Origin of the sequence: Bradyrhizobium sp. 1 (assembly GCF_023073315.1) — a bacterium.
Taxonomy (GTDB): Bacteria; Pseudomonadota; Alphaproteobacteria; order Rhizobiales; family Xanthobacteraceae; genus Bradyrhizobium.
Genome location: NZ_JADPJH010000026.1, coordinates 1 through 12,474, shown reverse-complemented (window position 1 = coordinate 12,474; position 12,474 = coordinate 1). Strand labels below are relative to the sequence as shown.

Sequence of the window (12,474 nt, the reverse complement as noted above, 5' to 3'; positions counted from 1 at the left end):
CAGCGCATCGTCGAAGAGACGCTGCGCTGCGTCCGGGGCACGAGAGCGCGTTGCGTCGCTTGCTCTCTCGCTAAAGCATGATCCGGAAAAGTGCGAAGCGGTGTTCCGAAAAGATCATGCGCAAACAACAACCTAAAGCGCGATGACGATTCATCCCAATCTCATCGCGCTTTAGTCGGCAATCATGAAAGAGATTACGCCGCAGTCGCCGGCGGCAGGGCCAGCACCGAAAAGATCGCCTGGGCGTCGCGTGAGGCGCGGAGCTTCTTGGCGATGTCCTGGTCCCGCAGCAGGCGGGCGATGCGGGCCAGCGCCTTGAGGTGATCGGCGCCGGCGCCTTCGGGGGCGAGCAGCAGGAAGACGAGATCGACCGGCTGGCCGTCCATCGATTCGAAATCGATCGGACGCTCTAGCCGCGCGAACAGACCAAAAATCTTTTCGAGCTTGGGCAGCTTGCCGTGGGGAATGGCGACGCCGTAGCCGACTGCGGTGGTGCCGAGCTTCTCACGCTGGAGCAGCACCTCGAACACGGCGCGCTCGTTCTGCCCGGTCAGCTCGGCGGCCTTGGCCGCGAGTTCCTGCAGCGCCTGCTTCTTGCTGTTGACCTTCAATGCCGGGAGAATCGCCTCGGGCGCGACCAGATCGGTAATCGGCATGGAAGGTTTCCGAGGTGAATTAAACCGTCAGGTTCCGAATTGGCCCGCTTGGAGAGAAACCACGCGAGGCCGGCGTCAAGAAGGTGAAGCAGGAGGGGGACTTAGCTCCGATCCTGATGTGGGGCGCTTCTACTCCAACGCAATCCCGGTGCCAACTCCCGCGTGCGGCTTTGCCACGGTCATTGTTAAGACCTGCGGATGCTACGGGGGATGCCTTGCGCGGGCCTAGAGCTTCCGTTCCGATCAAATCGGAGCGGAAAACACTCTAACTGCCCGACTTGGCCCCGGGTGGGTCGATCCAGCCGACATTGCCGTCGGCCCGGCGGTAGATGATGTTCACTCGGCCCGAGGAACCATGCTGGAATACCAGGCAGGGTGCCCCGCTGAGGTCGAGTTCCATGACGGCCTCGCTGACTGAGAGCTGCCTCAGGGATGTGGTGGCCTCGGCGATGATGACGGGGCTGTAGCCGGTGACCTCGTCCTCGTCGTCACCCTCGCCCGGCGCCTCCAGCACGTAAGCCGTGGCATCCATGGCGGCGAGCGCGGCGGAGGCGACATGGGCCTTTCGCGCGGAGCGGTCCTTGAGCCGGCTCTTGTAGCGCTTGAGCCGCTTCTCGATCATGATCAAGGCCTGGTCGGCGCTGGCATAGGCATCCGGCGCGTTCGAATCGGCCTCCAGCGTGATGCCGGAATCAAGATGCAGCGCACAGTCGGTGCGGAAGCCGAAGCCGTCCTTGCTGAGCGTGATGTGGCCGGAGTAGTTGCCGTCGAAATATTTCCGCAGGACCTCTTCGGTCCGGTCGTTCACGCGGCCACGCAGGGCCTCGCCGACGCTGACGCTCTTGCCCGAAATCCGAAGAGTCATGTGATACCTCGCTTGGTTTAAGTGCCCAGCTTGGATCGGTCTCGATGGGGAGATGAGAGTAGCGCGATTTCGCGCCAGCGCAATCAGGCCGGCTCGGTGTTGCGGGAGCGATCGGACATTGCGGTGGAAAGGACGTTGCCAAGAGCGCTCTGCTTGTCGCGGCGGCGTTGCACCGAGGACGGAATGCGCATGGCTTCGCGGTACTTCGCGACCGTGCGGCGGGCAATATCAATGCCCGAGGCGCGCAACCGTTCCACGATGGTATCATCCGACAGGATCGCGGACGGCGCTTCCGAATCGATCAGCTGCTTGATGTGGTGGCGAACGGCTTCGGCCGAATGCGCCTCGCCGCCGTCGGCCGACGCGATCGAGGCCGTGAAGAAATATTTCAACTCGAATGTGCCGCGATTTGTCGCCATGTATTTGTTGGCGGTGACGCGCGACACCGTGGATTCATGCATCTGGATGGCGTCGGCCACGGCCTTCAGATTCAGCGGCCGCAGATGCGCCACGCCGTGGGTGAAGAAGCCGTCCTGCTGCCGCACGATCTCGGTCGAGACCTTCAGGATGGTGCGGGCGCGCTGGTCGAGCGCGCGCACGAGCCAGGTCGCGTTCTGCAGCGCATCGGTGAAGTAGGATTTGTCGCCGTCCTTGCCGATCTTCTTCGACAGCTGGGAATAGTAGATCTGGTTGACCAGCACGCGCGGCAAGGTGTCGCTGTTGAGCTCGACATGCCAGCCGCCGTCCGGACCCGGACGGACGTAGACGTCAGGCACCATGGTCTGCATACGCGCCGAGCCGAACTTCATGCCGGGCTTGGGATTGAGCCTGCGGATCTCACCGATCATGTCGGCGATGTCCTCGTCGTCGACGCCGCACAGCTTGCGCAAGGCGGCGACGTCGCGCTTGGCCAGGAGATCGAGATGCTCGACCAGCGCCTGCATCGCGGGGTCATAGCGGTCGAGCTCGCGGAGCTGGATCGCCAGGCATTCGCTCAAATTGCGCGCGCAGACGCCGGGGGGATCGAATTTTTGCAGCACGGCAAGGACGTCGTCGACGGCCGCTTGCGATGCGCCAAGCCGCTCGGCGGCCTGGCCGAGATCCGCGGGCACATAGCCGGCCTCGTCGACGAGGTCGATCAGATACTGACCGATCATCCGCTGCGCAGCACCGGTGAACGCGACCGAGAGCTGCTCGGCGAGATGGTCGCCGAGCGTGGTCTCCGCGGCGACAAAAGCTTCGAGATTGTAGTCCTCGTCACCGGAGGCGCCGCCACCCCATTCGGTGTAGGTGGTCGGCGCGACATCCTGGGCGTTGCGCGCGGCCGCCTCGGCCGGTTCCTCGGAGAAGACGTTGTCCAGGCCCGTGTCCAGGGTCTGCTCGATCTCGGCGCGGGTGCCGAGATCCTTGCTCATCCATTCTTCCTGGCCCGGCTCGAACGCTTCGCCCGGACCGCCGCCCGGCTCGTCGCTGTGACTGCCGCCGAAATCGTCGCTATCGCTGAACTGGCCGGCCTCGGCCCGGGCTTCACCCGCGGGGGGCTCGTCGTTGGCCCGCTCCAGCAGCGGGTTCCGCTCGAGTTCCTCCTCGACAAACGTCGTGAGATCGAGATTGGACAATTGCAGCAGCTTGATCGCCTGCATCAGCTGCGGCGTCATGACCAGCGACTGCGATTGCCGGAACTCTAATCTCTGCGTTAGCGCCATGAAGCAAGAACCGATCCCAAAAAGTTGGTCCGATTTTTGCTTATCCTAGTCTTGGCACGATGTACACGGCTTGACGAAATGGAAAAAAGGGCTAGAGGCGGAATTCCTCGCCAAGGTAAAGGCGCCTGACGTCCGGATCAGCAACGATCTCATCCGGGCTACCCTCGGTCAAGATTTCACCGGCATAGACGATATAGGCGCGATCGGTCAGGCCGAGCGTCTCGCGGACATTGTGGTCGGTGATCAAGACGCCGATGCCGCGATTGGTGAGATGGCGAACGAGGTCCTGAATGTCGCCGACCGCGATCGGATCGATGCCCGCGAAAGGCTCGTCGAGCAGCATGTAGTTCGGACGCGTCGCCAGCGCGCGCGCGATCTCGACGCGGCGACGCTCGCCGCCGGATAGCGCGATCGACGGTGATTTACGCAGGCGCGTGATGTTGAATTCGTCGAGCAGCGAGTCGAGCTGCGCCTCGCGCTTCTTGCGCGAGGGCTCGACCACTTCGAGCACGGCGCGGATATTTTGCTCGACGGTGAGGCCGCGGAAGATCGAGGCTTCCTGCGGCAGATAGCCGATGCCGAGCCGCGCGCGCTGATACATCGGCAGCTTCGTGACATCGTGACCGTCGAGCTCGATCGCGCCGCGATCGGGCTTGATCAGGCCGGTGATCATGTAGAATACGGTGGTCTTGCCGGCGCCGTTCGGGCCGAGCAGTCCGACCGCTTCGCCGCGGCGCACATAGATGCTGACGCCGCGCACGACCTGGCGGCTGCCGAAGCTCTTTTCCACGCTATGCACAGCCAGGAAGCCCGGCCGCTTCAGAAGCTGCGGCCCACCGGCGCCGTTGGGCCGGCTGGCGGCCCTTGCGGGGTGGACCGCCTGCGCCCGCGGCGGCTCGGTTTGATAGTCGGTCTGGAACTGGTCGGGTGCGCGCATCGGCTGGTCGCGGGCGATCGGCGGCGCATCCCTGACAGGGCTGGGCACGAGACCGCCGACGCTGTCACCGAGCGCGGTGATGTCCTGACGCGCAAATCCTGGCCGGCCGCGCTTGGCGGGGCGCCGACGGAACATGCTGAAGAGATCGACCATCCCCGCCTTCTAGCCTTCCAAGCTGACCCTGCGCGATATCCGCGCGATCTGCCGCGCCGGCTTTCGATTCGCCGACGCAGCATGAGTGAAGGGATGTCTCATGCCCAGTGAAACACGCCCGAAAAGCGGCGGACCCCGCTTCGAAAGCCCTGCGCGCTAGATACAGTCTCGCCGGGCAAGCTTCAACCTCGGATCGGGAGCATCAGAACCAAGCTATTGAAATCGCGCCTGGAATTTACTTTTGCTTACTCGGGCCGGGTAACTGCAAAGGCGGGGCGGCGCCGGGAGCCACCGGCGTCCCGCACTTTCCGCTCGAGCCACCTTGGGACTGGATGAACAGGCCCTGCACGCCCTTGCCGCTGTCGGATTCAACCCGGGAGACGCCAGTTGTCATATCGACCATCAGGCGGTCGCCGCGCAGCACGTTCTGGCACTGGGTCAGGACCACCTGGCCTCCCGTCCCGCCCAGCATGGTGATGAGGTTGGTCTTGGTGTCGAACACCGCGGTCTCGCCGGTGACCACCTGGTCCTTCTGGGTGACCACGACATTGCCGCGTGCCTCCAGCCGTTTGATCGAGGAGCTGCCGCCCGGACCCGGTGTCGCCGACTGGATCGGCGCCGCCTTCGCGCCTTTTGCTGGCGCAGGCTGCGGCGTCGCCGGCTTGTCGCCGCCCGATTCGTAGAACACCACCAGCGTCTTCGAGGTCATGGTGGTATCGCCCTGCACGACCTTCACATTGCCGGAGAAGGTCGCCTCCTTCTTCTTGTCGCGCATCTCGAGCGATGCAGCATCGATCTGGATCGGCTGGTCGCGGTTTTGCGAGAAGCCCTGCATCGCGTTGGGTACGCCTTGCGCCGAACTCTGCGCAGACGCAGCACCGGTTTCGGCAAGCGTGACGATGGCAACGAGCGCGGCTGCATTGAGGATGGCGCGGCGCTTGGCTTCGTTGCGCGGAAAAAACCTGATCATGAAAATCACTTTGAATTGGCCGATTTGTTCTTGGACTTCGGTGGCGGCGGCGCGGGCTCGACCGGCGCAGGCTGAGTGGCGGGATCATCCAGCTTGTCCAGGTGCATCACCACATTGCCCTCGAAGCGGACGACGTCGCCACCTTCCGTGATGCGCAGCCGATCGGCTGTCAGCGTGCCGTTGGTCAGCTTGACGTCGACATGCTCGTCCGAGGAGACCGTGCCCTTGTTCATGTCGACGAAGGCGGAGTTCAGCCGCGCCTCATAGCCGGTCGAGGTGCGCAGCAAGATATCCTTGTGCAGGTCGAGCTGCTGCTGCTTGTTGTCGAAGCGGCCGGTGCGGGCATCGAGGAACATGGTCGATTGATCCTCCATCAGCACTTTCGCGCGCAGGTCGGAGAGATCGACATGATCGGGGTCGGTGATGTCCTGTGTCGCGGTCTTGGCCCAGAGCTCGTAGGGCCGCTGATCCGGGGTGAAGCCGGACATGTGCGGCGATTCCATCGTGATCTTGGTGCCAGTCACCACCAGATTTCCGGAGTCGAGTTTGACCGGGATCTGGAAGGGGTTGAGGAAGGTCGAGACGGCGACGATCGCGGCCATGGACGCAGCCACCGTCACCGGCACCGCGATGCGCAGAATCCGCACCAGACGGCTATGGCGCGCCGCGCTGGCAAACTTCGCCGCAAGCGCGGCGTCGTAGGTGGGATTGTGGGCCGAATTCACCTGATCTCCAGAGGTGCCGCTCGCCTTGTCCGGTTGAAGGATGCGCCATTGTAACCCGGCACCGCCAAAATATGCAGGCTGCGAGAGGCCGCATGAAAGTGTCTGAAACGGGGCGGCAGCCCTAGCCTAACTCCCGTTAGAGGCCTCAGGAATGCGCGAAAATGTCCTCTTCCGCCCAGCCCTGGAGGTCGAGCAGGCAGCGGGTCGGCAGGAACTCGAAACAGGCCTTTGCCAGCTGGGTGCGGCCTTCCCGGACCAGCATGGCGTCGAGCCGCTCGCGTAGGCCGTGCAGGTGCAGAACGTCGGAGGCGGCGTAGGCGAGCTGCGGCTCGGTCAGGCCGTCGGAACCCCAATCGCTGGATTGCTGCTGCTTGGAGAGGTCGACATTGAGCACCTCGCGCACGAGGTCCTTGAGGCCATGCCGGTCGGTATAGGTGCGGACCAGGCGCGAAGCGATCTTGGTGCAGTAGATCGGCCCGGTCATGACGCCAAAGGTCTGGTACAGCACCGCGACGTCGAACCGCGCAAAATGGAAGATCTTTGTGATGGCGGGATTGGCCAAAAGTGCCTTCAGGTTCGGCGCGTCGGTGTGGCCCTTGGGGATCTGCACCACGTCGGCGCTGCCGTCGCCGGGCGACAGCTGCACCACGCAGAGCCGGTCACGGTGCGGGTTCAGCCCCATGGTTTCGGTGTCGATCGCCACCGCTCCGGTGTAGCGCGTGAGGTCAGGCAGGTCGCCGCGATGCAGGCGTACGGTCATGGCGTTTCAAAACCTCGGGTCGAATCGGTCCATCGGCATATTAGGCCAATCGGATGGGTTGCGATTTAGCCATTGGAGCCGGGCGGCGCAAGCGCGAGATGCCCTTAAAGGCCAGCTCAGATGGCGGCCAGCATGATGCAGATCATCGCTGCGACCGTGATGCGGCTGGGGCCGTCGCGGAAGGCGTACAGAATCGGATCGTCAGGCATCTCGCGGCGCTGCGCCATCATCAGGGCGCGGCCAAACCAGTACAGCAGCAGCGGGTTGAGCAGCCACAGCATCCAGGGGCGACTGTAGAGCGGCGTGACTGCGGAGGAGGACACATAGAGCGAGAACACGGTCACCGCGTTCATCGCGCTCGCCGCCGCCATGGCGCCGATGATGTGCAGATCGGTGATCCTGTAGTCGCGGTTGGAGGGATCGGCGAGGCCCGCGGTCTCGCGCATGCTGAGCTCGCTGAAGCGCTTGATCAGCGCCAGCGAGGTGAACACGAACAGCGAGAAGATCAACAGCCATTCCGACAGCACCACGCCGACACCGACGGCGCCGGCGATGATGCGCAGCGTGTAGAGACCGGCGAGCGTGACGACATCGACCAGCATCTTGCGCTTGAGCACGAGCGAATAGGCGATGGTGGTGGCGAGATAGCCGCCGAGCACGCCGAGGAACAGCGGCGAGATGCAGAGCGAGGCTGCGACCGCGAATAGCCACAGCACGGGAATCGCCGATAGCGCGGACGAGATCGGCAGGTCACCTGCCGCAAGCGCGCGATGGCGCTTGGTCGGATGCTGCCGGTCCGCTGCGAGATCCAGCAAATCGTTCATCAAATAGGCGCCCGACGCACAGGCCGAGAACGCCATGAACGCCAGCAGCGCATCACCGAGCGCCGCAAGATTCAACTGATGCGCGGTAATCGCAGGCACGAACACCAGCGTGTTCTTGGCGTATTGATAGACGCGCAGCGCCTTCGCCCAGGTCTTCAGGCTCGCACTGTTGCGCGCGCGATTGTCGATGCGGTCGATCGAGGCGCGATCGAACGGCAGCTTGTCGCTCGCGGCAAGATCAGCCGGCGTCACGACGCCGTCAAAGCCGAGATGCGTCGCTATCCCCGCCGCGTGACCGGCAAAGCGCCCCGCGACGAGATATATTTTCGCGCCCCGGGCGCGAGCCGCCAGCGCCTGGTTCAGCACATCGGACTCATAGGGCAGATGGGCGTAGTCGATCTCGGCGCGCGCCAGAATATCCGTGAGGGCCGCCATGCCCGCGCGTCCGCCCGCCCCGAAGCGGGCCAGCATGAGGGCGGGCCTGGAGAACAGCGCTTCCATCAGCAGCTCGGAGCGCAGCAGGGCGCCTTCGAGATCGATCACAAGCGCCCGCGCAGCCGCCGGGGTTACCGACGGTGTGGGGGCGTCAGAATCGTACTGCCGGGCAGGCTGCTCCATCCGAAAACGCTCTATTGACCGCAACATGACCGGCCCAAAGGCTGGGAGGGCCGGGGAGCAGGGAAATGGACGGAAGCGAGCCTAGGGGGCATTCGCTAAGGGCGGCTTAACCGGGTCGGGCAGGGGCCGGCCCCTGGGCTGTTGCATGGATCCCACAATGCGGCGTCAGCTCGCTAGTCCGGCGGAACTTGCGGCTTGGGTCCGGTGAAATTCGTCGCGGCCAACCCCATCTGAGGCCAGCCCCTCGCGGCCCTTGCCCCGCCCCCTGTGAATGAGATGACATGACCGAACAGACGCTCGCTGCGCCGATCGACGATCAACAGGAACGCCCGCGCGGCTTTACGCGCTACCAGGCGCTCCTCATCGCGCTGCTCGCGTTCACGCAATTCACGATCATCCTCGACTTCATCATCATGTCGCCGCTGGGCGCCATCCTGATGCCCGCGCTCGACATCACCGCCGGGCAATTCGGCGTCGCGGTGTCGGCCTACGCGTTCAGCGCGGGACTTTCGGGCATCCTCGCGGCCGGCTTTGCCGATCGCTTCGATCGCAAGCGCCTGCTGCTGTTCTTCTATGTCGGCTTCACGCTCGGGACCCTGCTCTGCGCCGCGGCGCAGACTTACCATGTGCTGCTGCTCGGCCGGATCGTGACCGGATTGTTCGGCGGCGTGATCGGCTCGGTCGTGCTCGCCATCACCACCGATTTGTTCCCGCTGCACCTGCGCGGGCGCGTGATGGGCTTCGTGCAAACGGCCTTCGCCGCCAGTCAGGTGCTGGGCGTTCCGGCCGGGCTGTTTCTCGCCAATCACTGGAGCTGGCACATCTGCTTCATTGCGATCGTCGGCCTGTCGATCGTCACGATCGCCGTCATCGCCTTCGCCATGGCGCCGGTCGATGCGCATCTGAAACTGAAGCAGGACAGAAATCCGTTCCACCATCTGATCGCGACGATCTTCGAGCCGCGCTACACGCTGGCCTTCGCGGTCACGACGTTGCTGGCGACGGGCGGGTACATGCTGATGCCGTTCTCCAGCGCCTTCACCGTGAACAATATCGGCATCGACATGGTGCATCTGCCGACGATCTATCTCGTCTCCGGCCTGTTCAGCATCGTCACGGGGCCGCTGGTCGGCAGGGCGAGCGACGCGTTCGGCAAATACCCGACGTTCGTATTCGGCTGCGCGATGACGGTCGTCATGGTGCTGATCTACACCCATCTCGGCCACGTCTCGCTCGCGACCGCGATCACCGTCAACGTGCTGTTGTTCGTCGGCATCTTCTCGCGCATGATCCCGTCGCAGGCCCTGATGTCGGCGATCCCCGACCAGAACCAGCGCGGCTCGTTCAGCGCGGTCAGCGCATCATTGCAGCAGCTCTCCGGCGGCCTCGGCTCGATGCTCGCCGGCGCGATCATCTCGCAACAACCGGACGGTTCGCTGCTGCATTTCGAGCGGATCGGCTATGTCGTCGTCACGACGACGATCATCACGCTGGTGATGATGTATTTTGTGCAGAAAGAGGTGGCGGAGCGGGCGGGGAGGAGTGTGGTGTGAGGGATTTAACCCACCAAGGACCATGGCTACGGCAATACAAGAGTCGCCGCCCGACCATCTCTACCGATCGGCGGTAGCGCTATTTTGGGTCCAGGTGAACCAACGCTGGGCTTTCGATGACCAAAGTTGCATGTATCACCTATTGGTCGAAAATCTCGTAAGTCAGGTCAAGGCGCATTCAAAGGCATTGATTGGAGAGGGCGTGGCCGAAGCCGCATACCCCGTCGTTTTCCTTTCCCACTCGCCGTCCGGCCCATCCGCCACACCCGCCGGTCTACCGTCTCGCTGAGCTTCATTAGCTCGCGATGGTATTGTGTTCCATATTTTCGATGCGCCGAACGGAGATCCCCAATGAAGCTCAAACTTGCCGCCGCGATGCTCGCCGCAAGCCTCCCGCTCGCATCGATGGCTTTCGCCCAAGGCACCGCGCCAGCCGACCTTGCGGTGATCGATGCCTGCCTGAAGACCGCCGAGAAAACCGGCGGTTTCGGCGGCGCGTGCGTCGGGCTCGTCGCCGACCCCTGCATCAAAGCGGCAAAGGGCGCGAATGACGACGTCGCCAAATGGAAAGCCTGCGCGGCGCGCGAACTCGCCATTTGGACGCAGAAAACCAGTGAGGCGCTAAAGAAAGTTCAGGCCGGCGGGTTCGCCGACGTGATCCAGGCGGTCAATGACTCGCAGAAAACTTTCGCCGCGTCGCGTGATCGCTTCTGCGCTGTCTTCGACAAAGTCGAGCCCGGCATGTACCCGGGCGACGCGAGCTACTGCCGCCTGCGCGAGACCGCGAACCGCTCGCTGAGCCTGATCAAGCTCGGCGCTGCGGTCAACGAGCACTGAGACCTCTTAGGCGCTTGGGGTCATCAGCTTTGCCGACCTTTTCCCACATAGCGAAGACGGCTTCCCAATGGGCTTCCAGCTCATCTTGAGTTTCGTCAACCCGCTTTCCAGCCAACTCCGGGCACGTGCTCCATGGCAGTGCTCCGGGCGGCCCTCGCTATCGGCCCACACACGGTAGAGTTCGCTGGCCAGCGCGGTGGCCTGCTTATCGGAAAGTTTCGTGGGGGCATCATTGCGTAGCGCGCCCCACACGCCCTCAAGGAAGGCTGCGGCGACTGCCTGACGCGTCTTGATCTCGGTCGGATCTGACGAACGGAGCGAAAACCGCACAGCCTGTGCGCTGGCGCTCGGCGTCACGAAAACGAAGCCGTCCCCAAGCTGAATCGCGAGGGGATTTCCGACTGCTTTCTCCCGAACGTCTGCGGGAATACGCTGCACGAAAAGCGAATTACGAGAACCATCCCGGCACATCGCGCCGAGCCACCCTATAGAGCAATGTTACATCCCGTTGTTACACAGTCGGGGCCAACGCAATACTCTGAATGGGCTTAACTTCTTGGAACTGCTTCATATCGATAAGTTGATGGTGCCCAGGAAAGGACTCGAACCTTCACGGCCGTTAAGCCACTGGCACCTGAAGCCAGCGCGTCTACCAATTCCACCACCTGGGCATGCCGTTTGGGGCACGGAGGCGGTTACTACGGTTCGGTGACGCGGTTGTCAAATGGTGCTTGGGGGGTGCGGGGGATGCGGATTGCGCATCGCACACCGGCCCGATACAAGCCTGATAATACGCACTGTTCGCGCAGGAATGGACCCGAGGAATGGCTCCCATGGCATCGAATCTGGACACGCTCGTCACGGTTTTCGGCGGATCGGGGTTTTTGGGCCGGAATGTCGTCCGCGCGCTGTGCAAGCGCGACTACCGGGTCCGGGTCGCGGTGCGGCGACCGGAACTGGCTGGATACCTCCAGCCCTCCGGCAAGGTCGGGCAGGTCCACGTCGTGCAGGCCAATGTGCGCTACCCGGCCTCGGTCGAGGCGGCGCTGCGTGATTCGCATGTCGTGATCAATCTGATCGGCATCCTCGCCGAGGGCGGCGCGCAGACGTTTGACGGCGTGCAGGCCAAGGGCGCCGAGACCATCGCCAAGGCGACTGCTGCCGCCGGCGCGCGCATGATCCACGTCTCCGCGATCGGCGCCGATGCCGAATCGCCCTCGCGCTATGCCAAGGCCAAGGCGGCCGGCGAAGCCGCGGTGCTGGCGGCGGTGCCGTCGGCGACGATCTTCCGCCCGTCCGTGATGTTCGGCCCCGAGGACCAGTTCACCAACCGTTTTGCGGCGCTGGCGCGGATGTCGCCGGTGCTGCCGCTGATCGGCGGGAGTACCCGCATGCAGCCGGTCTATGTCGGCGACGTCGCCACAGCGATCGCGGATGCGGTCGACGGCAAGGCCAAGGCGGGCGCGACCTATGAGCTCGGCGGCCCCGAAGTGCTGACCATGCGCGAGATCATCGAAGCCATCCTCGAGATCGCCGATCGCAAGCCGATGCTGGTGCCGCTGTCGTTCGGGCTCGCCCGGTTCAAGGCCAATTTCCTGCAATTCGCGCCGGGCGCGCTGAAGCTGACGCCGGACCAGGTCACGCTGCTCGCGCGCGACAATGTCGTGTCGGATGCCGCGAAGGCCGCCGGGCTGACGCTGGAAGGCCTCGGTATCACCGCCGATTCGCTGGAAGCGATCGCCCCGCAATATCTCTGGCGCTTTCGCCCGCAGGGCCAGTTCCAGCGCAAGAGCGCGTGAGGTTTTTTCTTCACCTCGCCCCGCCTGCGGGGAGAGGTCGGATCGCTCTTGCGATCCGGGTGAGGGGGTAC

The 12,474-nt window shown here is 63.9% G+C and carries 11 protein-coding genes and 1 tRNA gene; 3 read left to right on the top strand and 9 right to left on the bottom strand.

All coding sequences use genetic code 11. The features are described 5' to 3' along the window. Positions 1-194: 194 nt before the first annotated feature. From ptsN to IVB29_RS20570, 8 genes are all read right to left on the bottom strand, one after another. Positions 195-656 (bottom strand): PTS IIA-like nitrogen regulatory protein PtsN, encoded by a 462-nt coding sequence (gene ptsN, locus IVB29_RS20605; protein ID WP_129270344.1) that lies wholly within the window; start codon positions 654-656, stop codon positions 195-197. A gap of 265 nt (positions 657-921) precedes the next feature. Next, complete coding sequence (raiA, locus tag IVB29_RS20600; RefSeq protein WP_247505219.1) at positions 922-1,521, bottom strand: ribosome-associated translation inhibitor RaiA; 600 nt, start codon at positions 1,519-1,521, stop codon at positions 922-924. A gap of 83 nt (positions 1,522-1,604) precedes the next feature. Further along, positions 1,605-3,227, bottom strand: coding sequence for an RNA polymerase factor sigma-54 (rpoN, locus tag IVB29_RS20595; protein ID WP_247505218.1), 1,623 nt, complete (start codon positions 3,225-3,227; stop codon positions 1,605-1,607). Between the two features lie 91 nt (positions 3,228-3,318). Next, positions 3,319-4,317 (bottom strand): LPS export ABC transporter ATP-binding protein, encoded by a 999-nt coding sequence (lptB, locus tag IVB29_RS20590; protein WP_247505217.1) that lies wholly within the window; start codon positions 4,315-4,317, stop codon positions 3,319-3,321. Positions 4,318-4,552: 235 nt separating this feature from the next. Beyond that, a complete protein-coding gene (locus IVB29_RS20585) occupies positions 4,553-5,287 on the bottom strand; it encodes an LptA/OstA family protein (RefSeq protein WP_247505216.1) in 735 nt (244 codons plus the stop codon). Between the two features lie 5 nt (positions 5,288-5,292). Next, positions 5,293-6,012: an LPS export ABC transporter periplasmic protein LptC gene (gene lptC / locus IVB29_RS20580; protein ID WP_247505215.1), complete on the bottom strand. Its 720-nt coding sequence runs from the start codon at positions 6,010-6,012 to the stop codon at positions 5,293-5,295. 145 nt (positions 6,013-6,157) lie between these two features. Beyond that, positions 6,158-6,772, bottom strand: coding sequence for a ribonuclease D (locus IVB29_RS20575; RefSeq protein WP_247505214.1), 615 nt, complete (start codon positions 6,770-6,772; stop codon positions 6,158-6,160). A gap of 116 nt (positions 6,773-6,888) precedes the next feature. Next, on the bottom strand, positions 6,889-8,214 hold the full coding sequence (locus IVB29_RS20570; RefSeq protein ID WP_247505213.1) for a UbiA family prenyltransferase: 1,326 nt from the start codon (positions 8,212-8,214) through the stop codon (positions 6,889-6,891). A 281-nt stretch (positions 8,215-8,495) separates the two neighbouring features. Here IVB29_RS20570 and IVB29_RS20565 point away from each other — a divergent pair, with 281 nt between their 5' ends. After that, complete coding sequence (locus IVB29_RS20565; RefSeq protein ID WP_247505212.1) at positions 8,496-9,767, top strand: MFS transporter; 1,272 nt, start codon at positions 8,496-8,498, stop codon at positions 9,765-9,767. Positions 9,768-10,118: 351 nt separating this feature from the next. After that, positions 10,119-10,604 carry a lysozyme inhibitor LprI family protein gene (locus tag IVB29_RS20560; RefSeq protein WP_211395080.1) on the top strand — a complete coding sequence of 162 codons (486 nt, stop codon included), beginning with the start codon at positions 10,119-10,121 and terminating at the stop codon, positions 10,602-10,604. Positions 10,605-11,188: 584 nt separating this feature from the next. Here IVB29_RS20560 and IVB29_RS20555 read toward each other — a convergent pair. Then, a tRNA-Leu gene (locus IVB29_RS20555) sits at positions 11,189-11,275 on the bottom strand. Positions 11,276-11,437: 162 nt separating this feature from the next. Here IVB29_RS20555 and IVB29_RS20550 point away from each other — a divergent pair. Beyond that, positions 11,438-12,403 carry a complex I NDUFA9 subunit family protein gene (locus IVB29_RS20550; protein WP_247505211.1) on the top strand — a complete coding sequence of 322 codons (966 nt, stop codon included), beginning with the start codon at positions 11,438-11,440 and terminating at the stop codon, positions 12,401-12,403. The last annotated feature ends 71 nt before the right edge of the window (positions 12,404-12,474 follow it).